The sequence below is a fragment of the Paenirhizobium selenitireducens ATCC BAA-1503 genome (assembly GCF_000518785.1).
Lineage (GTDB): Bacteria > Pseudomonadota > Alphaproteobacteria > Rhizobiales > Rhizobiaceae > Allorhizobium > Allorhizobium selenitireducens.
The window spans coordinates 91,954-112,091 of sequence record NZ_JAEG01000015.1 but is presented as its reverse complement, the minus strand read 5'-3'; the positions used below and the strand labels follow the sequence as shown (position 1 = coordinate 112,091).

Below are 20,138 nucleotides of genomic sequence, written 5' to 3'. Positions count from 1 at the left end.
GCGCCGACTGATGACGAACGTTTCAGTCCCAACTGAAAAGGAGCCGCGGGTGGTCTTGTCCGCCCGCGGTCTCCGCCGCGACTTCGGCGGCTTCACCGCGGTGCGCGATGTCGATCTCGACGTGCACCACGCACAGGTCCATGCCCTGATCGGCCCGAACGGCGCTGGCAAGACGACGGTCTTCAACCTGCTGACCAAGTTCCTGCAGCCGTCGGCCGGCACCATTACCCTGCTTGGCACCGACATCACCCGCACGCCGCCCGACAAGGTCGCCCGCATGGGCCTGGTGCGGTCGTTCCAGATTTCCGCGGTCTTCCCGCACTTAACCGTTCTCGACAATGTCCGCGTCGCCCTGCAGCGGCCGAATGGCCTCGCCCACCAGTTCTGGCGGCCGCTTTCGGCGCTTGACACGCTGAACGGCCATGCGGAGGATCTGCTGGCAAGCGTCGGCCTGACCAAGGAGCGCGACCATGTGGCCGCCGACCTGTCCTATGGCCGCAAACGCGTGCTCGAGATCGCCACGACGCTTGCCCTCGATCCCAAGGTGCTCCTGCTCGACGAGCCGATGGCCGGCATGGGCCAGGAGGACGTCAGCGTCATCGCCGAACTGATCCGCGAAGTCGCCAAGACCCGCGCCGTGCTGATGGTCGAGCACAATCTCTCCGTCGTCGCCGACATCTGCCACCACGTCACGGTCCTGCAGCGCGGCGAGATCCTCGCCGAAGGCGATTATGAAACGGTCAGCCGCGACCCGCGCGTCCGCACCGCCTACATGGGAACGGAGGACGCGTGATGACGGCACTTCTGGAAGTCCGCGGCCTCAACGCCTGGTACGGCGAAAGCCATGTCCTGCATGGCGTCGACATGAACGTCCGCGAAGGCGAAACCGTCACCATTCTCGGCCGCAACGGCGTCGGCAAGACGACGACGCTGCGCACCATCACCGGCATCGTCCGCTCGCGAAAGGGCGAGATCCGCCTCGGCGGCAAGGACCTGATGCAGGTTCCGCTTCACCGCAGCGCCCATCACGGCGTCGGCTACGTGCCGGAAGAGCGCGGCATCTTCTCGACGCTCACCGTGCTCGAGAACCTGATGCTGCCGCCGGAAGTGGCCAAGGGCGGCATGACACTCGAGGAGATCTTCGAGCTCTTCCCCAACCTGCACGAACGCCGCAACAGCCCCGGCACGCGCCTGTCCGGCGGCGAGCAGCAGATGCTGGCGATCGCCCGCATCCTGCGCACCGGCACCCGCCTGCTGCTGCTCGACGAGCCGACCGAGGGCTTGGCTCCGGTCATCGTCCAGCGCATCGGCGACGTCCTGAAAACCCTCAAGCAGCGAGGCATGACCGTGCTTCTGGTCGAACAGAACTTCCGTTTCGCAAGCCGCGTCGCCGACCGCTTCTACCTGATGGAGCATGGCCAGATGGTGGCCGAGTTCAAGGTCGAGGAACTGCCGGAACGCATGGACATGCTTCACAAGGTCCTGGGGGTCTGACGATGACGATGATCTTCGGCATTCCCCTCCAGGCGCTGTTCGGCCAGTTGCTGATCGGCCTGATCAACGGCTCCTTCTACGCCCTGCTGTCGCTTGGCCTCGCCATCATCTTCGGCCTTCTCAGGATGATCAACTTCGCCCACGGGGCGCAGTACATGCTCGGCGCCTTCGTCGCCTACCTGCTGCTCACCTTCGCCGGCATCGGCTACTGGCCGGCGCTGATCCTGGCTCCGCTGATCGTCGGCGGCGTCGGCGCGGTGGTGGAACGCTTTTTCCTGCGCCAGCTCTACGACCTCGATCCGCTCTACGGCCTGCTGTTCACCTTCGGCCTGGCGTTGACGATCGAAGGCACGTTCCGCTATTTCTACGGCTCGTCGGGGCAGCCCTATGCCACGCCCCCGGCCCTCGCCGGCGGCGCCAATCTCGGCTTCATGTTCCTGCCGATCTATCGCGGCTGGGTTGTCGTCGTCTCGCTGATCGTCTGCCTCGCCACCTGGGTGCTGATCGAGAAGACCAAGCTCGGCTCCTACCTGCGCGCAGCGACCGAAAACTCGACCCTCGTCCAGGCCTTCGGCGTCAACGTGCCGGTGCTCCTGACCTTTACCTACGGCCTCGGCGTGGCGCTCGCCGCCTTTGCCGGGGTGCTGGCGGCTCCGATCTACCAGGTCTCGCCGCTGATGGGCTCCAACATCATCATCGTTGTCTTCGCGGTGGTCGTCGTCGGCGGCATGGGCTCGATCATGGGCGCCATCGTCACCGGCTACATGCTCGGCATCGCCGAGGGCCTGACCAAGGTCTTCTACCCGGAAGCCTCCAACATCGTGATCTTCGTCATCATGGCGATCGTTCTTCTCATCAGGCCTGCAGGCCTCTTCGGCCGGGATGCGTGACATGGCTCATACCACGACAACAACCTCGACCCACGTTCCGCCGGCCTCGGGCAACGCAACCGCCGCCCGCGCCGTCCTTATCGGCGCCGGACTGCTGCTGCTCATCGCCGCGCCCTTCTTCCTCTATCCCGTCTTCCTGATGAAGGTGCTGTGCTTCGCGCTGTTCGCCTGCGCCTTCAACCTGCTGCTCGGCTATACCGGTCTTTTGTCCTTCGGCCATGCCGCCTTCTTCGGCGGGGCTTCCTACTTCACCGCCCATGCGGTGAAGGAATGGGGCTTTTCGCCCGAGCTCGGCATCCTGACGGGCGTCATAGGCGCGGCCATCCTCGGACTTGTGATGGGCTTCTTCGCCATCCGCCGGCAGGGCATCTACTTCGCCATGATCACGCTGGCGCTGTCGCAGATGTTCTTCTTCTTCTGCCTGCAGGCCGAATTCACCCATGGCGAGGACGGCATCCAGTCGGTACCGCGCGGCCATCTGTTCGGCTTCATCGACCTCAGCCAGCCGCTGTCGATGTATTATCTCGTGCTCGCCGTCTTCGTCATCGGCCTGCTGGTCATCTGGCGCTTCATCAACTCGCCCTTCGGCATGATCTTGAAATCGATCCGCGAGAACGAGGCGCGTGCCACCTCGCTCGGCTATTCGGTCGCCCGCTACAAGCTCGGCGCCTTCGTCATGTCGGCGGCGCTGACCGGCCTTGCCGGTTCGCTGAAGGCGCTGGTCTTCCAGTTCGCCACGCTGACCGACGTCACCTGGCAGATGTCCGGCGAGGTTATCCTGATGACCCTGCTCGGCGGCATCGGCACGTTGATCGGCCCGATCTTCGGCGCCGGCCTCGTGGTGACGCTCGGCAATTACCTCGCCACCACCGGGTTCCCGGTGACGGTCATCACCGGCGTGGTGTTCATGGTCTGCGTGCTGGTCTTCCGGCGCGGCATCGTCGGCGAATTCTACGCCTCGCGCCTCGGCCGCAGGTTCGGCTTCGAATACCGACGGTAAGGACGAGACGGAAAGCGGAGGCGGTACCCCTCTTCTCCCCGTCGGGGAGAAGGTGGCGCGCAGCGCCGGATGAGGGGGGCGAAGCCAACTGATCTGAGTGCACTTGGCCCCCTCATCGCCTCGCTACGCTCGGCACTTCTCCCCGTCGGGGAGAAGAGGGTATCCGTCGGCCACCGGCCTGCCACGTTCGGTCCCCCCCCGAGGGACGATCCTCGCCCTTTGACAAACTCACAAGGGCAGACGGGTGCCTTCAGGACCTGTCGCCACCTTTGACAAAAAATCGGTCCCAAGGCCGATGCGGAGTGAAGCATGGAAAGCTACGACTACATCGTCATCGGCGCCGGCACGGCCGGCTGCGTGATGGCCAACCGCCTGGCGGCCGATCCGGCGACGCGCGTCCTGCTCCTGGAAGCCGGCGGCAGCGACAATTACCACTGGGTGCACATCCCCGTCGGCTATCTCTATTGCATCAACAACCCGCGCACCGACTGGTGCTTCACCACAGCCAAGGAAGAGGGCCTGAACGGCCGCTCGCTCAGCTATCCGCGCGGCAAGGTGCTCGGCGGCTGCTCGTCGATCAACGGCATGATCTACATGCGCGGCCAGGCCCGGGACTATGACCAGTGGCGCCAGATGGGCTGCGAGGGCTGGGGCTGGGACGATGTCCTGCCGCTCTTCCGGAAGTCGGAAGACTTCTACAAGGGCGCCGACGAAATGCACGGCGCGGGCGGCGAATGGCGGGTGGAAAAGGCCCGCGTCCGCTGGGCGGTGCTCGAAGCCTTCCAGCAGGCGGCCAAGGAAGCCGGCATCCCCGAGACCGCCGACTTTAACCGTGGCAGCAATGAAGGGTCCGGCTATTTCGACGTCAACCAGCGCTCCGGCATCCGCTGGAACACCTCCAAGGCCTTCCTGCGCCCTGCCGTCAAGCGCGGCAACCTCACCGTTCTGATCAAGGCGCATGTCAAGCGCCTGATCATCGAGGATGATGCCGTGACCGGCGTCGAGGTGCATCATGACGGCGTGACCAAGAAGTTCTCGGCAAGGCGCGAGACGGTGCTGTGCGCCGGCGCGATCGGCTCGCCGCATATTCTCGAACGCTCCGGCATCGGCCGTGGCGAAGTGCTGACGAATGCCGGGATCGAGGTGAAGAAGGACGTGCGCGACGTCGGCGAGAACCTGCAGGACCATCTGCAGCTGCGCCTCGCCTTCAAGGTCACCGGCGTGCCGACCTTGAACGAGAAAGCCTCGAGCCTGATCGGCAAGGCCTCGATCGGCCTGGAATACCTGTTGAAACGCTCCGGCCCGATGGCCATGGCACCGAGCCAGCTCGGCATCTTCACCCGCTCGGGCCCGGACAAGGAAACGCCCGACCTGCAGTATCACGTGCAGCCGGTAACGCTGGAAAAATTCGGCGAGCCCGTGCACCCCTTCCCGGCGGTGACTGCCAGCGTGTGCAATCTCAGACCCGAAAGCCGTGGCTCGGTCCATGCGACGACACCGGACTTCGCCGCCCAGCCGGTCATTGCCCCACGCTACCTGACCGCACCGGCCGACCGGGACGTCGCCGTCAGGTCGATCCGGCTCACCCGCAAGATTGCCCAGCAGCCGTCCTTCGCCCGCTATAATCCGCAGGAATTCAAGCCGGGTCCGGCCTACGAGTCAGACGAAGATCTAATGCGCGCGGCCGGTGAAATCGGCACGACGATCTTCCACCCGGTCGGCACCTGCCGTATGGGTTCGGACGAGCAGAGCGTCGTCGATCCGCGCTTGAAAATGCGAGCGCTGAAGCGGCTTCGGATCGCCGATGCCTCGATCATGCCGACGATCACCTCCGGCAACACCAATTCGCCGACCATCATGATCGCCGAGAAGGCGGCCGAGATGATCCTCGCGGACAATCGCTGACGCTTAAAGACAGGAGACTGAAATGGCCACTATCGCATTCATCGGACTGGGCAACATGGGCGGCCCCATGGCCGCCAACCTCGTCAAGGCCGGCCATGTCGCGAAGGGCTTCGACCTCTCGGCCGAGATCCTGAAGACCGCGACAGCTTCCGGCGTGTCGCCCGCGACGTCGATCAAGGACGCCATCGCCGGCGCCGACACGGTGGTCACCATGCTGCCGAAGGGAGCGCATGTGCTCTCGGTCTGGGGCGAACTCGTCTCGGCGGCGAAGGCCGGTACATTGCTGATCGACTGCTCGACCATTGATGTCGAAAGCGCCCGCAAGGCGCATGAGCTTGCCGCCGGCGCCGATTGCCTGTCGCTCGACGCTCCCGTATCCGGCGGCACCGGCGGCGCTTCGGCCGGCACGCTCACCTTCATGGCCGGCGGCAGCGACGAGGCCTTCGCCAGCGCAAAGCCTATCCTCGAAGCCATGGGCAAGAAGATCGTCCATTGCGGCGGCAACGGCGCCGGCCAGGCCGCCAAGATCTGCAACAACATGATCCTCGGCATTTCGATGATCGGTGTCTGCGAAGCCTTCGCGCTCGGCGAAAAGCTGGGGCTGAGCCACCAGGCGCTGTTCGACGTCGCGTCCACCTCGTCCGGCCAGTGCTGGTCGATCAACACCTATTGCCCGGTCCCCGGCCCCGTGCCGACCTCGCCGGCCAACAACGACTACAAGCCCGGCTTCGCCGCGGCCCTGATGCTGAAGGACCTGAAACTGGCGCAGGAAGCAGCCCTTGCAGCGGGTGCTGCAACCCCGCTCGGCGCCGAAGCCGCCCAGCTCTTCGACCTGTTCGACAAGCAGGGCCATGGCGGCCGGGACTTCTCGGCGATCATCGAGATGCTGCGCGGCTGAGTGTCCTCCCTCCTGCGCAGCAGAACGGCCGGCGGAAGCGATTCCGTCGGCCGTTCTGTCTTGGAAAGGGGTGGAGGAGCACGACTCTGGGGGGGTGGGGGCGTGCCGTGCTCCTCCCGCGATGCCTATCGAGGTCATGGGCCGTCCGGCATGGGGTGACGGGACGGCACCGATAGGCATCGCGACGGTCCCTTGGCGGGACCGATGGCGTGACTATCTGGACTTCGGGGCGCGCGGGCTCGCCGCGACGGCCGCTCGCGCGGGTCGCAGGGCGCGGACCAGCCGAAGGACGGCCGCTTGTCTCAAAAGGGTGGACTGGATTGGCCAAAGGGCCAAGGACCGGCTAGAGCCGGGAAACGCAAGGGACACCGCCGAGGGTGCCCGATTTGGCGTCACGAGCCGTGACGGCAGGTGTTCATTCATGTCCGCAATGATCGCGGACCCTGTTGCGCACATCATGTGCCTCATCCCCATGTTTCATCATCCGCTACGTCATGCGCGGAGTTCCATCCGGAACAAAGCAAGGGTTAGGCCTCAAACCTAAACGAAGGGTAAATCTGGCCGGCTAGTCTTTAGGATTTGCGCTTACGAACTGGAAAGACGCCGGGGCGAACCCCGACGCCTGTGCAAGATCGCCGGTCAGCGCTCGTCTTCGGCCATGGCGCCGAGCAGCTTCGGCAGGTCGCCGAACCGGGCGACGAGACCGAAGACCAACGCCGCGACCGCGACGAACAGGATCGTCACCGAGGCCATGGTCGGCGTATAGCCGTAGCGTAGCGCGTTGAAGATCTTGATCGGCAGCGTCTCCATGGTGAAGCCGACCGTCATGTAGGCGACGATGTATTCGTTGAGCGACAGGACGAAGGCAAACGCATAGCCGGACACCAGATAGGGCCGGATCAGCGGCAGCACGACGGTGCGGAACACCGTCCTGTCGTCGGCCCCCATGGTGGCCGCCGCCTCGACCAGCGAGCGGTCGATGGCGGAAAAGCCGAGCGACAGCGTGACGAGCGGCAGCGTCACGAAGAAGATCGCGTGCCCGATCACCGCCGTCCACGGCTGGCCGTAGAAGCCGGTGGTCGCCCAGAAGGTCAGGAGACCCAGCGCCGTGATGACGGGCGGCAGGGTAAAGGGCGCGATGCCGAGCACCTGGAAGATGTTGGCCCAGGGCGCGATACGCCGCCATAGGAACCAGGCAAGCGGCAGGGCGATCGTAACCGCCAGCGCCGCCGAGGCGAGCGCCAATAGGACCGAGGCGAAGAAGGCGGAGCGCCAGCCGGTGTCGGTGAAGATCGCGCCATACCAGGCCAGCGAAAAGCCCTGCGGCGGGAAGGTCAGGCTCTGCTTCTCGTTGACCGAGACGCCGGCGACCACGACGATCGGGGCGGCGAGGAAGATACCGATCAGGGTGAAGTAGATACGGGTCAGCAGCGTGTTCATGCCGTCTCTCCCTTGCGGCCGACGAACAGAGTCAGCGCCACCATGCCAAGCGTGACGAGCACGAGGAACACCGCCATGGCCGCTGCGAACGGCATGTTCGACTGGTAGATCGCCTGGTCGGTGATCAGCACCGACAGCGTCCAGTGCTGCGGCCGCCCGAGGATCTGCGGCAGCAGATAGGAGCCGAGCGCGAAGATGAAGACCATGATCAGCGTCGCGAGAATGGTGTTGCGAAGCGCCGGGACGACCACGGTGAAGAAGGCCCGGATCGGCGAGGCGCCGAGCGTGCGGGCCGCCTCGGTCAGCGTCGGATCGAGCCGAACGAGCGCGGGATAAAGCACCAGCACGGTATAGGGCAGCGCCTGATAGGCCATGCCGGTCAGCACCGCGCCGAAATTCGGCATCAGCGCCACGGGCTTTTCCATCAGCCCGATCATGACCAGCAGGTTGGTGATGCCGGCGGTGCGCGAAAACAGCGTCGACCAGGCAAAGCCGATGATGACTTCCGACAGGGACAGGATCGACAGCAGCGCCACCAGCCACAGCACCTGGGCTTTGCGCGACATGCGGGCGAGCAGATAGGTGAATGGCAGGCCGAGCACCACGCAGACCACGGCCACCGCGATCGCCAGCATCAGCGAGAAGCCGAGCACGCCGGCGAAGAAGGGGCTGATGAAGCGGGCATAATTGTCGAGCACGAAGGCCGGGGAATAGAAACCGGAGGGATTGCGCTGGAAGAAGCTGACGGCAATCATCGTCGCGAACGGCACGACGAAGAACAGGATCAGCATGGCCGCCGGAAAGGCGAGCGGCGCATAGTCGAGAGCTCTCTGGGGCGGTTCGCGTCTCATGCGGCAAGCACCACGGCGGTGGCGGGATCGATCACCACGCCGACATCCTGGCCGACCGAGACGACCGGCCGTTCGCGCGGCGTCGAGACGGCCACCACTTCGGTGCCGCGCACGTCGATGAAAGTCTCGATCGTGCCGCCGAGATCGCGGATGAAGGTGACGCGGCCGGTGAGCCGACCCTCACCCGGCGCGGATAGATGAATATCCTCCGGGCGGACCGACAGGCTGGCCGCGGCGAGGCCCGCAGGCGGCGCGAAACCTTCGACCGCCTGGCCGAGCACCAGCGTGCGCCCGCCCTCGACGGTGAGCGGCAGGAGATTGGTGGAGCCGATAAAATCGGCGACGAAACGGTCGGCGGGCTTGCGGTAGATCTCGATCGGGCTTGCCGCCTGGCGGATCTTGCCGCCGTTCATCACCACCACGGTGTCGGCCATGGTCATGGCCTCGCGCTGGTCGTGGGTGACGACGATGGTGGTAATGCCGAGCTGCTGTTGCAGCTTGCGCAGTTCGACCTGCATGGCCTCGCGCAGCTTGGCATCGAGCGCCGAGAGCGGCTCGTCGAGCAGGAAGAGTTTTGGCGAGATAGCGAGCGCCCGGGCGATCGCCACGCGCTGGCGCTGACCACCGGATAGCTTGGTGACCGGCCGGTCGGCATAGCCGGTGAGATGGATCATGGCGAGCAGTTCGTTGACACGCTTCACCTGTTCCTCACGGCCGATGCCGCGGATGCGCAGAGGATAGGCGATGTTCTCGCCCACCGTCAGATGCGGGAACAGCGCCAGGGACTGGAACACCATGCCGAGATTGCGCTTGTGGGTCGGCACGGCCGTGATGTCCTCGCCGTCGAGCACGATCGAACCGCCGGTCGGCGTGTCGAGGCCGGCAATCATCCGAAGCAGCGTGGTCTTGCCGCAGCCCGAAGGTCCGAGCATGCAGACGAAGGTGCCGTGCGGCACGGCCAGTTGCACCTGGTCGACGGCCGTGAACGGACCGAACTGCTTGGTGACGGCATTGAGTGTCAGACCTGACATGGGATGTAGTTTCCAATCAGAAGAAAGGTTGTTCAAAAGGGTGCAAGACAGTCGACGCCTAGAGGCTCGAAGTCCCTGATATTGGCCGTGACGACCGTGAGGTCATGCGTTTGGGCTGTTGCAGCAATTAGGATATCGGCGAGTTCGACATTTTGCCCACGGGCAAGCATCGCTCCTTCAAGCCGTCCTGCAGCCAATGCAACCTCGATATCGACTGGCAGGAACCGATCCTGAAAATCCGACATCACCGTCTCGAGCCATAGCCTCAAACGTTTGGCCTTAGCCGGGCTCCCCGCCTTCACCAGTTCCAGCTTCACGACGCCCTTTTCAATTTCTTGAAGCATAATCGATGAGGCATACAACAAGTCCCGTTGCTGCTGCTGTTTTAGCCAGTCTAGGAAAGCCGGTGAAGCCCTGCCGTTGGAAAGGAGGGAAATCGCATTTGTGTCGATCAGATATCCGCTCAAAGATCGACATCTCGCCCGCGGGAGGGATTGCGTTCAAGAACCATGTCGGGTTCGGGGAACGCCATCAGGTGCTCAAGGAAACTACGCTTGGTTTTCGGCTCGGTTGTCGTGTTGGCTGTTTGCTCAACTGGCACCAACGTCGCCACCGGCTTGCCGTCACGGGTGATCGTCACGCTGCCACCCTTGATTGCCTCGTCCACAAGCTCGGAAAGATCGGTATTCACATCCCGCAAGCTGACCGTCGTCATGACTTCGTCTCCGGATATACACACGCAACAACATTACCACGTGCCTGCCCGCACTGCAAAAAAGGGGCACACACGAAGCCATCGCCTCCTCCCTTACAGAAAGGAGGCGACGGCAATCCGATCAGCCGACGATCAGCTCGGTCCACTTCTGGTTCAGCCAGTCCGACTTCGTCTGGTAGAGGTCGTAGCGCGGAATGATCGGCGCGATGTCGGACGACACGGCGGCGAACTCTTCCGCCGTCAGGTCGAGCAGCTCGCGCTTGACCGTCGGCGCGGTGCCGACCTTGCGCGACAGGGTCGCCTGGATCGACGGCTGGGACATGTAGTCGATGAAGACGTGAGCCTCTTCCGTCTTGGTCGAAGCGCGCGACAGCGCCCAGCAGCCCGAATCCATGATGCCTCCTTCCTTCGGGAAGGTGGAGCGGACCGGATGGCCGTCGGCGGCGGCAAGGCCGGTGACGTCGTGGTAGTACTGGCCCATCGGGATTTCGCCCGACTTCAGCGCCTGTTCGAACTGGGCTTCGTCACGATACCACAGGCGCACGTTCGGCTTCACTTCGGCAAGCTTGTCGAACACCTTGAGGATGCCCTCCTCGGTGTCGAGCACTTCGGTGCCGCCGAAATGGGTCTTGGCGGTCACTTCCAGCAGGAAGGAGTTCGAGACGAGCGCCAGAAGGCCGAGCTTGTCTTCGTTTGCCGGATCCCAAAGGGCGGCCCACGAGGTCGGGGCTTCCTTGTAGACGTCGGTATTGGTGACGAGCGTGATGTACCAGGCAACCGCGCCGATGCCGGCGACACGGCCGTCCGGATACTTGTTGACGAAGGCGTCGATCAGGCCCGAGGCATTCTTGATCTTGGCGGTGTCGAGCGGCGCCCAGAGCTCGGTGGACTGGCCCTTGAGCATCGAGACCTGCGACATCATCGAAACGTCGGCCGGCGCCTGGCCGGCCTTGGCGGCCTGTTCGAGCTGCACGAGCCAGGCTTCGCCGGTCGGCTCGGCAACCGATCCGACGGCGATGCCGCTCGCCTTGGTGAATTCCGGGAAGATGTTCTTGTCGAACGAATCCTTGAAGTAGCCGCCATAGACGCCGACCTTCAGCGACTTGTCCTGGGCCCTGAGGATCGACGGCATGGCGAGCATGCCGGCACCGGCAAGCGAGCCGGCCAGCACGCTGCGGCGGCTGACGGAGGCATTGAGAATGTTCTTCATATTCCGTTCCCTTTTCTTGATTGCTAGTCGTGAACTCTGTTGCGGGGCGCCGAGCGCCACCCCGGAGATGGCGCCGCTCAGCGGCCGTTGATTGCCGGACTATAGACCATCAGGCTGAGAATTTCGAAGAGAACCTGCGCACCCGCATGGGCGGTATTGTGGGTCGCGTCATATTGCGGCGCCACTTCCACGACGTCGCCGCCGACGAGGTTGATGCCCTTGAGCCCGCGGATCAGTTCGAGCACTTCGCGCGAGGACAGACCGCCGACTTCCGGCGTGCCGGTGCCCGGCGCGATGCTCGGATCGAGGCTGTCGATGTCGAAGGAGAGATAGGTCGGGCCGTCGCCGATGATCTTCTTCGCCTTCTCGATGATCGCCGGCATACCGAGCCCGGTGATCTCTTCGGCATGGATGACGGTCATGCCGGACTCGTAGGAGAATTCCCACAGATATTCGGCCGGACCGCGAATGCCGATCTGGATGGTGCGGGTCGGATCCAGCGTGCCATCGAGAACGGCATTGCGGAAGGGGCCGCCATGATGGAACTTCGACTGGTCGAACGGCCCGCCGGTATCGCAATGGGCATCGATATGGACGAGGCCCACCGGGCCATGCTTCCTGGCAATCGGCTTCAGGATCGACTGGGTGATCGAATGGTCGCCGCCGACCGACAGCGGCAGGATGCCGGCCTCGACGATCTTCGACATATGGCGTTCGATGTCCTCGTGGCTGAGTTCCAGGCGGTAGCGGCTGGAGAACGGTACGTCGCCGATGTCGCCGACCTTGATATCGAAGATAGGCGAGCATTCGAGCACATGGTTGTAGGGTCCGATGCGATCGATGGAGCGCAGCGCCCGCGGTCCGAACCGCGAGCCCGGACGGTTGGAAACGCCGAGGTCCATGGGCACGCCGACAATCGCCACCTGCAGGTCGCCGAAATCGGGGTCCTGCGGATCGATCGGCCGGTGCGGCGCCGAGAGGAAGGTGGGAACGCCGGCATAGGGGGCTGCGCGGGTGCCGTTCTGGAAGATCTTGGCGCCGACCTTGGCGAACTTCGGATCGAAGATCTCGCCCGCATTGTCGCCGCCGTATTTGGCGCGCAGGTCCGCAAGCTTCTTTTCGTCGAACGTCATCTCATCACCCTCTTCGCATGCGCACGATGGCTGGCCGAACGTGCAACGACTGTTTATGCGGCAGATCGTCGGCCTGCCTTTAATGTGAGCATTAATTCGCAAAGCCTATGGAAATGCAATTCACGATGTTATAGCAATCCTTGTGAGAAAAATTCATAGAGTCGTCCCCTGATGTCGAACCGCCTGCCGCCGCTCAACCCGCTCCGCGCCTTCGAGGCGGCGGCCCGCCGCGGCTCGATTTCGGCGGCCGCGCGCGAGCTGAACGTCACCCACGGCGCCGTCAGCCACCAGATCAAGACGCTGGAGGAAACGTTGAAGGCGGCCCTGTTCGAGCGTGGCGGCAAGCGGTTGAAGCTGACACCCCAGGGCGCGCTGCTGCTCCCCGCGGTCTCGTCGGCCTTCGACGGCATCGCCGCCGCAACCGCACTGATGAACCGACCGTCGACCAGCGGACGACTGCGCATTTCCTGCGTTCCGGCCCTCCTGTCCTTCTGGCTCATTCCGCGGATGAACGCCTTCTCCGAGCAATATCCGGAGATCAGCCTCAAGCTCTCGTCCAGCAATGATGTGGATCTCATCCACTCGCCTGACATCGACGTCGCCATTCTCTACGGCCCGGGCGGCTGGCGCGACTGCTGGACTCGCCAGTGGAGCACGCTCCAGCTCTTTCCCGTCGTCTCGCCTTCCCTGCTCAACGCGCGCCCGCTGCGCTCGATCCGCGACCTGCGCGATCACGTGCTGCTGCATGGCGACGACGGGCGGGAATGGAACACCTGGCTCGCCGCCGCCGACCAGCTCGACATGCCGCGCGGGCGCGAACATTTCATGAGCGATGCGCGGCTTTCGATCGAGGCCGCACGCCATGGCCAGGGGGTGGCGCTGGGCGACAGCATCACCGCCTCCAGCCTGATTGCCGCGGGTGAGCTGATCATTCCCTTCGATCTTTCGGTGCCCGCCTCGGACGCGTTCTACGTCGCGACCCGCAACGAGATGCGCGCCGCGCCGATCGTGCGCGTCTTCATCGACTGGCTGTTTGCCACGCTGGAAAACGAGCGCAGTTCGCAGCCGAGCCCGGCGATCCGCCAGGCCGGACGCAGCCGGGCACCGCGTGCCGCCAAGGTGGCGCCGGCCCTCGAGACAACCCATTCCGACACCGGCGAGATCGCCGACCAGACCCCTTGAAACAAACGAGCAAGACAATGCCTGCATCCGCCTTCAACCCGCTGATTTCCCGCCTCTCGCCGCCGCCCATCCCCTCGGTCTTTGCCTGGGCGCGCGCCTATGACGGCGCCCGTGGCCCGCTGATCGACCTCAGCCAGGCCGTGCCCGGCTATCCGCCGCATCCCGACATGCTGGCCTGGCTCGGCGAGACGGCCGCGTCGCGCGCCTACGCCGGCTACGGGCCCATCGAAGGGGAGAGTGATCTGCGCACCGCCTATGCAGCCGAGATGGCCGAAGTCTATGGCGCGGCCGTCGGGATGGAGAACATCCACATCACCTCGGGCTGCAACCAGGCCTTCATGGCAGCCGCCATGGCGATTGCTGGACCAGGCGATTCGGTGGCGCTGACCGATCCCTATTATTTCAACCAGGAAACGACGCTGGCGATGATGGGCATCGAGCGCCGTCTGCTGTGGCTCGATCCGGCCGGCGGTTTCGTCCCGGACATCGGCGCCGTGAGAAAGATCCTCGCAACCGGCGTCAAGGCGCTGGGACTGGTTTCGCCCAATAACCCGACCGGGGCGATCTATCCGGCCGGGCTTCTGCGCGAAATCTTCGACGCCTGCCGCGACGCCGGCGCCTGGCTGATGCTGGACGAAACCTATCGCGACTTCCTGCCCGAAGGCCAGCGCCCGCACGATCTCCTGTCGGTTCCCGGCTGGGAGGACAACCTGATCCTGCTCTACTCCTTTTCCAAGTCCTTCTGCATTCCCGGCCACCGGCTGGGCGCAGTGACGGCGGGCCCGAAGGCCGTCGCGGAGATCGCCAAAGTGATGGACAACCTGCAGATCTGCGCGCCACGCGCCCCACAGGCCGCCGTTGCCCGCGCCATCCCGGCGCTGAAGGAGTGGCGCAAGGCCAACCGCGCCGAGATCGCCAGACGCGCCGACACGCTGCGCACCGTCATGGCCGGGTTGCCGGACTGGAAGATGGATTCGATCGGCGCCTATTTCGCCTTCATCCGCCATCCCTTCGCCGGCACGCCCTCGGCCGAAGTGGCGGAAAAGCTGGCGCGCGAGGCCGGCGTGGTCTGCATTCCCGGCGCCTATTTCGGGGAGGGCCAGGAGAACTACCTGCGCTTCGCCTTCGCCAATGCCGACAGCCCGACCATCGCCTCGCTGGCCGACCGCCTCGCCGCTTTCACCCTCGGCTGAGCCGTAACAAGGAGGGACGACCCATGGCGGCAAAGCGCATCGCGATCATCGGCGGCGGACCGGCCGGCCTGATGGCCGCCGAGCAGCTGTCCCGCGCCGGCCACGCGGTCACGGTCTACGAGGCCATGCCGACCGTGGCGCGCAAATTCCTGCTGGCGGGCAAGTCTGGGCTGAACATCACCCATGCCGAGCCCTATGCGCGCTTCGTCACCCGCTTCGGCTCGGCGGCGCACTGGTTGCGCCCGATGCTCGACGGCTTCACGCCGCAGGACGTGCGCGACTGGGCGGATGGCCTCGGCACCGAGACCTTCACGGGCACGTCGGGCCGCGTCTTTCCCACGGTGATGAAGGCCTCGCCGCTGCTGCGCGCCTGGCTGAAGCGGCTGGAAGCACAGGGCGTGACGATCCTCACCCGCCATCGCTGGATCGGCTTCGACGGCAATGCCTGCCGGATCGACACGCCGCATGGCCAGGAGACCGTCGAGGCCGACGCCGTGCTGCTGGCGCTCGGCGGCGCGAGCTGGCCGCGGCTCGGCTCCGACGCCGTCTGGGTCCCTTGGCTGCAGGCCCAGGGCGTCGAGGTCGCCCCCTTCCGTCCCGCCAATTGCGGCTTCGACTGCGCCTTCTCCGAGACCTTTGTCGAGCGTTTCGCCGGAGAGCCGGTCAAATCGGTGACCGCGACCAGCGCGGCCGGGACGACGCAGGGCGAGTTCGTCATCAGCCGCAACGGTATCGAGGGCAGCCTGATCTACGCCCATGCCGGCGCGTTGCGCGACGCCTTGCAGAGGAACGGAGCACCCAGCCTTGTCCTCGACCTCGCACCCGGCCGGACGGTCGACAAGCTGACCCGCGACCTGGAACGGCAGGACGCGAAGGCGAGCTTTTCCAATCGCTTGCGCAAGGGAACCGGCCTCGACGGGGTCAAGGCGGCCCTGGTCAGGGAACTCACTCCCGACGCCAATCGTCTCGATGCCCGGCGCCTCGCCGAAACGATCAAGTCACTGCCTCTGCCGGTCGTTTCGCCCCGTCCGATCGCCGAGGCGATTTCGTCCGCCGGCGGCATCACCTTCGACAGCGTCGACGCGAACCTGATGCTGAAAGCCCTGACCGGCACCTTCGTCGCCGGCGAGATGCTGGACTGGGAGGCGCCGACCGGAGGCTACCTGCTGACGGCCTGTCTTGCCAGTGGCGGGACCGCCGCCCGCGGCATCGAAGACTGGCTGGCGAAGAACGTCTAGCTGTTCAGCCCCGCGCAGTCCCGATCTCCGCCGAGGACGCATGCATCGTCGGGGGCGGCCCTGGAATGGCGACCTCGCTCGCTCCCGCTGCGTTCGCCACGGCTGACGCTTTGACGCTGCGGCAGGGCTGCCCTACGCTCACGCGTGCGAGGGCGGGGCGATCGGGCGCCGCCGGGAGGAAACCAAAACCGATGAAATTTGCCCTCAATCACATGACCACACCGGCCATGCCGGTCGCGGATTTTTTCGACCTAGCAGTCTCGCTGGGCATCAACGCCGTCGAGATCCGCAACGACCTTGCCGACAACGCCATCCTCGACGGCACAGCGCCCGGCGAGATCCGCAAACTGGCCGAGGATCGCGGCATCGAGATCATTTCGATCAATGCGCTGCAGCGCTTCAACGAGTGGACCGAGGCGCGCGCAGGGCAAGCCGATGAACTGATCGCCTATGCCCGCGATTGCGGCGCAAAGGCCCTGGTCCTGGTGCCGAAGAACGACGGCACGGGCCTCAAGGACGGCGAGCGCCAGCGGAACCTGCAAGAAGCGCTCTCAGCGCTGAAGCCCCGCCTCGAAGCGGCCGGCGTGACCGGCCTGGTCGAGCCGCTCGGCTTTGCCGTCTGCTCGCTGAGCTCCAAGCAGGAGGCGGCGGATGCGATCGACGCGGTCGGCGGAGGCGGTGTGTTCCGGCTCGTCCACGACACTTTCCATCATCACCTCGCCGGCGAACCCGCCCTCTTTCCCGCCTTGACCGGGCTCGTGCACATTTCCGGCGTCACGGATCCGTCCGTCTCCGTCGCCGACATGCGCGACAGCCATCGTGTCCTCGTCGATCCTGCCGATCGGCTCGACAATATCGGCCAGATCCTTGCCTTGCGGGCCGCCGGCTATGACGGCCCCTTGTCCTTCGAGCCCTTCGCCGACAGCGTTCACGCGCTGAGCGATCCGGGCGCTGCGGTCAAGGCGAGCATGGACTACATCGCGGCCGCCGTCTGAACCTGGCGCGAGCGGGAGACCTGTGACGGTCCCCGCTCGCCGAACCCAAGCCGCGGGCTTCGTCCTCGGCCGGGCCCACCGCCATCCGGGATCGCCACGCGCCTCTTGCTCCCAATACCCCTCCCCTGCGGCTCGCAAGCGAAATGGAATGGAAATTCCATCCATGCGGCATGGCATCTCGTGCGATTTTTCCCGGTTTTCCAGAGCCCTAGCGGAAATCTGCTGCAAGCTACCGCAAGCGCCGTTGACGCGCGATCGAAAAAATGGAATAAATTATCTGCATTTCAGGGTCAGCGGTCTATTCATTCCGTTTTATCCGACGCGTCGGGAGCGCGAAGCAAGTGCAGGGTCGGCCCGAACGGGCGACCTCCGGCAGGAGAAGGTGGAGCCGGACACCATCTGAGGAGGAAATATCATGAAGAAGCTTATTCTGGGCGCCGCCATGTCCGTTCTGTTGAGCACGGCCGCCCATGCCGAGACCGTCGGCGTATCGATGGCGCTGTTCGACGACAACTTCCTGACCGTGCTTCGCAACGGCATGCAGGACTATGCCAAGACACTCGACGGCGTGACGCTCCAGGTCGAAGACGCGCAGAACGACGTCGCCAAGCAGCAGAGCCAGATCCAGAACTTCATCGCCGCCGGCGTCGATGCGATCATCGTCAACCCGGTCGATACCGACGCGACCGTCGCCATGTCGAAGATCGCCGCCGATGCCGGCATTCCGCTGGTCTATGTCAACCGCGAGCCGGTCAACGTCAACGAACTGCCGGACAAGCAGTCCTTCGTCGCTTCGGAAGAAATCGTCGCCGGCACGCTGGAAGCCAAGGAAGTCTGCCGTCTGCTCGGCGGCAAGGGCAAGGCCGTCGTCATGATGGGCGAACTGTCCAACCAGGGCGCCCGCATGCGCACCAAGGCCGTCCATGACGTCGTCGCCACCGACGACTGCAAGGGCATCGAGATCGTCGAGGAACAGACCGCCAACTGGCAGCGCACGCAGGGTGCCGACCTGGTGACCAACTGGCTGTCGAGCGGGCTGGAGTTCAACGCCGTCATCGCCAACAATGACGAAATGGCGATCGGCGCCGTGCAGGCGCTGAAGGCCGCCGGCAAGGACATGAAGGACTATGTTGTCGCCGGTGTCGACGCCACCCAGGACGCGCTTGCCGCCATGGAAGCCGGCGACCTCGACGTGACCGTGTTCCAGAACGCCGCCGGCCAGGGCAAGGGCGCCCTCGACGCAGCCTTGAAGATCGCCAAGGGCGAGAGCGTCGAGAAGAAGGTCTACATTCCCTTCGAACTCGTCACGCCGGAAAACCTCAAGGACTACCAGGCCAAGAACTGATCCCTTCGGGGATCCGGGAATGCGGGCTCTTGCCCGCATTCCACCCGCATGAAGCGTGAGGAGATTTGCCATGGTCAGCCCGACTACGATGGCCGCTGTCCGCAGGAGCGGCGCAGTCCCCAATTCCGAATATCTTCTGGCCGCCGAGGGCGTGCGCAAGGAATTCCCGGGTGTCGTCGCGCTCGACGACGTGACGTTTCGGCTGAAGCGCGGCAGCGTGCATGCGCTGATGGGCGAAAACGGCGCCGGCAAGTCGACGCTGATGAAGATCCTCGCCGGCATCTACCATCCCGACAAGGGCACGGTGCAGCTGAAGGGCGTCGACATCCAGTTGCAGTCGCCGCTCGACGCACTGGAAAACGGCATTGCCATGATCCACCAGGAACTCAACCTGATGGCGCCGATGACGGTGGCGGAGAACATCTGGATCCGCCGCGAGCCGCTCACCCGCCTTGGCTTCGTCGACCACAAGGAGATGAACCGCAAGACGGCCGAACTCTTCAACCGGCTGAACATTTCCATCCATCCGCAGACCAAGGTCGGCGAACTGTCGGTCGCCAACCGGCAGATGGTCGAGATCGCCAAGGCGGTCTCCTACGAATCCGACGTGCTGATCATGGACGAGCCGACCTCGGCGCTGACCGAGCGCGAGGTGGAGCATCTGTTCCAGATCATCCGCGGCTTGCGCGACCAGGGCATCGGCATCGTCTACATCACCCACAAGATGAGCGAGCTGTTCGAGATCGCCGACGAGTTCTCGGTCTTCCGCGACGGCAAATATATCGGCACCCACGCCTCCACCGACGTGACGCGCGACGACATCATCCGCATGATGGTCGGCCGCGAGATCACTCAGATGTTCCCCAAGGAGGACGTGCCGCTCGGCGAGGTCGTGCTGTCGGTGAAGAACCTGACGCTCGACGGCGTCTTCCGCGACGTTTCCTTCGACGTGCGCGCCGGCGAGATCCTCGGCGTCGCCGGCCTCGTCGGCTCGGGGCGCTCCAACGTCGCCGAAACGATCTTCGGCGTCACGCCGGCCTCGTCCGGCACCATCGAGATCGACGGCAAGCCGGTCGACGTCTTCAGCCCGACGGAAGCGATCCGCAACCGTATGGCCTTCCTCACCGAAGACCGCAAGGATACCGGCTGCCTGCTGATCCTCAGCGTGCTGGAGAACATGCAGATCGCCGTATTGCAGGACAGGTTCGTCAGCCGCGGCTTCGTCGAGCAGGCGGCGCTGTCGGCGGAATGCGAGGAGATGTGCCGCAAGCTGCGCGTCAAGACGCCGAACCTTGCCGAGCGCATCGAGAACCTGTCGGGCGGCAACCAGCAGAAGGTGCTGATCGGCCGCTGGATGCTGACCAATCCGCGCATCCTGATCCTCGACGAGCCGACCCGCGGCATCGATGTCGGCGCCAAGGCGGAAATCCACAAACTGGTGACGGAGATGACCAGGAACGGCGTCGCCGTGATCATGATCTCGTCGGAAATGCCCGAAGTGCTCGGCATGAGCGACCGCATCATGGTCATGCACGAGGGCCGCGTCACCGGCTTCCTCGATCGCGCGGAAGCCACACAGATCAAGGTCATGGACCTGGCGTCGCGTTAAGCGGCAGCC

19 protein-coding genes are annotated in these 20,138 nt (G+C 64.7%); 12 read left to right on the top strand and 7 right to left on the bottom strand.

The window, feature by feature from the left end; genetic code table 11:
* Positions 1-10 precede the first annotated feature (10 nt).
* From L867_RS0117810 to mmsB, 6 genes are all read left to right on the top strand, one after another.
* A complete protein-coding gene (locus L867_RS0117810; protein WP_028738131.1) occupies positions 11-793 on the top strand; it encodes an ABC transporter ATP-binding protein in 783 nt (260 codons plus the stop codon).
* Positions 793-1,494 (top strand): ABC transporter ATP-binding protein, encoded by a 702-nt coding sequence (locus L867_RS0117805; RefSeq protein ID WP_028738130.1) that lies wholly within the window; start codon positions 793-795, stop codon positions 1,492-1,494. The genes L867_RS0117810 and L867_RS0117805 overlap by 1 nt, the downstream gene beginning before the upstream one ends.
* A gap of 2 nt (positions 1,495-1,496) precedes the next feature.
* On the top strand, positions 1,497-2,384 hold the full coding sequence (locus L867_RS0117800; protein ID WP_028738129.1) for a branched-chain amino acid ABC transporter permease: 888 nt from the start codon (positions 1,497-1,499) through the stop codon (positions 2,382-2,384).
* A 1-nt stretch (position 2,385) separates the two neighbouring features.
* Complete coding sequence (locus L867_RS0117795) at positions 2,386-3,384, top strand: branched-chain amino acid ABC transporter permease (RefSeq protein WP_028738128.1); 999 nt, start codon at positions 2,386-2,388, stop codon at positions 3,382-3,384.
* A 309-nt stretch (positions 3,385-3,693) separates the two neighbouring features.
* Complete coding sequence (locus tag L867_RS0117790) at positions 3,694-5,289, top strand: GMC family oxidoreductase (protein WP_028738127.1); 1,596 nt, start codon at positions 3,694-3,696, stop codon at positions 5,287-5,289.
* Between the two features lie 22 nt (positions 5,290-5,311).
* On the top strand, positions 5,312-6,187 hold the full coding sequence (gene mmsB, locus L867_RS0117785) for a 3-hydroxyisobutyrate dehydrogenase (protein WP_028738126.1): 876 nt from the start codon (positions 5,312-5,314) through the stop codon (positions 6,185-6,187).
* A 639-nt stretch (positions 6,188-6,826) separates the two neighbouring features.
* Here the strand turns inward: mmsB and L867_RS0117780 are convergent.
* The 7 genes from L867_RS0117780 to speB form a co-directional block, all read right to left on the bottom strand.
* A complete protein-coding gene (locus tag L867_RS0117780; protein ID WP_028738125.1) occupies positions 6,827-7,627 on the bottom strand; it encodes an ABC transporter permease in 801 nt (266 codons plus the stop codon).
* Positions 7,624-8,478, bottom strand: a complete 855-nt coding sequence (locus L867_RS0117775; RefSeq protein WP_028738124.1) for an ABC transporter permease — start codon at positions 8,476-8,478, stop codon at positions 7,624-7,626. The genes L867_RS0117780 and L867_RS0117775 overlap by 4 nt, the downstream gene beginning before the upstream one ends.
* A complete protein-coding gene (locus tag L867_RS0117770) occupies positions 8,475-9,509 on the bottom strand; it encodes an ABC transporter ATP-binding protein (protein WP_028738123.1) in 1,035 nt (344 codons plus the stop codon). Before L867_RS0117770 ends, L867_RS0117775 begins: the two co-directional genes overlap by 4 nt.
* 32 nt (positions 9,510-9,541) lie before the next feature.
* On the bottom strand, positions 9,542-9,976 hold the full coding sequence (locus tag L867_RS0117765; RefSeq protein ID WP_028738122.1) for a type II toxin-antitoxin system VapC family toxin: 435 nt from the start codon (positions 9,974-9,976) through the stop codon (positions 9,542-9,544).
* A complete protein-coding gene (locus L867_RS0117760; RefSeq protein ID WP_028738121.1) occupies positions 9,973-10,224 on the bottom strand; it encodes a type II toxin-antitoxin system Phd/YefM family antitoxin in 252 nt (83 codons plus the stop codon). Before L867_RS0117760 ends, L867_RS0117765 begins: the two co-directional genes overlap by 4 nt.
* A 121-nt stretch (positions 10,225-10,345) precedes the next feature.
* Complete coding sequence (locus tag L867_RS0117755; protein ID WP_028738120.1) at positions 10,346-11,434, bottom strand: ABC transporter substrate-binding protein; 1,089 nt, start codon at positions 11,432-11,434, stop codon at positions 10,346-10,348.
* Between the two features lie 77 nt (positions 11,435-11,511).
* The gene (gene speB / locus L867_RS0117750; RefSeq protein WP_028738119.1) at positions 11,512-12,567 is read right to left on the bottom strand and encodes an agmatinase; all 1,056 of its coding nucleotides are present in this window, start codon (positions 12,565-12,567) and stop codon (positions 11,512-11,514) included.
* Positions 12,568-12,738: 171 nt separating this feature from the next.
* On the opposite strand from speB, the gene gcvA reads away from it, so the two are divergent.
* The 6 genes from gcvA to L867_RS0117720 all read left to right on the top strand — a co-directional run bounded on the left by gcvA (position 12,739) and on the right by L867_RS0117720 (position 20,129).
* Positions 12,739-13,749: a transcriptional regulator GcvA gene (gene gcvA, locus L867_RS0117745; RefSeq protein WP_028738118.1), complete on the top strand. Its 1,011-nt coding sequence runs from the start codon at positions 12,739-12,741 to the stop codon at positions 13,747-13,749.
* Between the two features lie 17 nt (positions 13,750-13,766).
* Complete coding sequence (locus tag L867_RS0117740; RefSeq protein WP_028738117.1) at positions 13,767-14,942, top strand: aminotransferase; 1,176 nt, start codon at positions 13,767-13,769, stop codon at positions 14,940-14,942.
* Between the two features lie 23 nt (positions 14,943-14,965).
* A complete protein-coding gene (locus L867_RS0117735) occupies positions 14,966-16,180 on the top strand; it encodes a TIGR03862 family flavoprotein (protein WP_028738116.1) in 1,215 nt (404 codons plus the stop codon).
* A gap of 191 nt (positions 16,181-16,371) precedes the next feature.
* Entirely contained in the window at positions 16,372-17,175 is an 804-nt protein-coding gene (locus L867_RS0117730) for a TIM barrel protein (RefSeq protein WP_028738115.1), read from the top strand.
* Between the two features lie 415 nt (positions 17,176-17,590).
* Positions 17,591-18,520, top strand: a complete 930-nt coding sequence (locus tag L867_RS0117725; RefSeq protein WP_028738114.1) for a sugar ABC transporter substrate-binding protein — start codon at positions 17,591-17,593, stop codon at positions 18,518-18,520.
* A 70-nt stretch (positions 18,521-18,590) separates the two neighbouring features.
* Complete coding sequence (locus L867_RS0117720) at positions 18,591-20,129, top strand: sugar ABC transporter ATP-binding protein (protein ID WP_084638614.1); 1,539 nt, start codon at positions 18,591-18,593, stop codon at positions 20,127-20,129.
* Positions 20,130-20,138: the final 9 nt, after the last annotated feature.

Excerpts from the sequence above, each read along its gene's own strand:
- L867_RS0117810 (WP_028738131.1), top strand. The coding sequence starts at position 11 with ATGACGAACGTTTCAGTCCCAACTGAAAAGGAGCCGCGGGTGGTCTTG.
- L867_RS0117805 (WP_028738130.1), top strand. The coding sequence starts at position 793 with ATGACGGCACTTCTGGAAGTCCGCGGCCTCAACGCCTGGTACGGCGAA.
- L867_RS0117800 (WP_028738129.1), top strand. The coding sequence starts at position 1,497 with ATGACGATGATCTTCGGCATTCCCCTCCAGGCGCTGTTCGGCCAGTTG.
- L867_RS0117795 (WP_028738128.1), top strand. The coding sequence starts at position 2,386 with ATGGCTCATACCACGACAACAACCTCGACCCACGTTCCGCCGGCCTCG.
- L867_RS0117790 (WP_028738127.1), top strand. The coding sequence starts at position 3,694 with ATGGAAAGCTACGACTACATCGTCATCGGCGCCGGCACGGCCGGCTGC.
- mmsB (WP_028738126.1), top strand. The coding sequence starts at position 5,312 with ATGGCCACTATCGCATTCATCGGACTGGGCAACATGGGCGGCCCCATG.
- L867_RS0117780 (WP_028738125.1), bottom strand. The coding sequence starts at position 7,627 with ATGAACACGCTGCTGACCCGTATCTACTTCACCCTGATCGGTATCTTC.
- L867_RS0117775 (WP_028738124.1), bottom strand. The coding sequence starts at position 8,478 with ATGAGACGCGAACCGCCCCAGAGAGCTCTCGACTATGCGCCGCTCGCC.
- L867_RS0117770 (WP_028738123.1), bottom strand. The coding sequence starts at position 9,509 with ATGTCAGGTCTGACACTCAATGCCGTCACCAAGCAGTTCGGTCCGTTC.
- L867_RS0117760 (WP_028738121.1), bottom strand. The coding sequence starts at position 10,224 with ATGACGACGGTCAGCTTGCGGGATGTGAATACCGATCTTTCCGAGCTT.
- L867_RS0117755 (WP_028738120.1), bottom strand. The coding sequence starts at position 11,434 with ATGAAGAACATTCTCAATGCCTCCGTCAGCCGCCGCAGCGTGCTGGCC.
- speB (WP_028738119.1), bottom strand. The coding sequence starts at position 12,567 with ATGACGTTCGACGAAAAGAAGCTTGCGGACCTGCGCGCCAAATACGGC.
- gcvA (WP_028738118.1), top strand. The coding sequence starts at position 12,739 with ATGTCGAACCGCCTGCCGCCGCTCAACCCGCTCCGCGCCTTCGAGGCG.
- L867_RS0117740 (WP_028738117.1), top strand. The coding sequence starts at position 13,767 with ATGCCTGCATCCGCCTTCAACCCGCTGATTTCCCGCCTCTCGCCGCCG.
- L867_RS0117735 (WP_028738116.1), top strand. The coding sequence starts at position 14,966 with ATGGCGGCAAAGCGCATCGCGATCATCGGCGGCGGACCGGCCGGCCTG.
- L867_RS0117730 (WP_028738115.1), top strand. The coding sequence starts at position 16,372 with ATGAAATTTGCCCTCAATCACATGACCACACCGGCCATGCCGGTCGCG.
- L867_RS0117725 (WP_028738114.1), top strand. The coding sequence starts at position 17,591 with ATGAAGAAGCTTATTCTGGGCGCCGCCATGTCCGTTCTGTTGAGCACG.
- L867_RS0117720 (WP_084638614.1), top strand. The coding sequence starts at position 18,591 with ATGGTCAGCCCGACTACGATGGCCGCTGTCCGCAGGAGCGGCGCAGTC.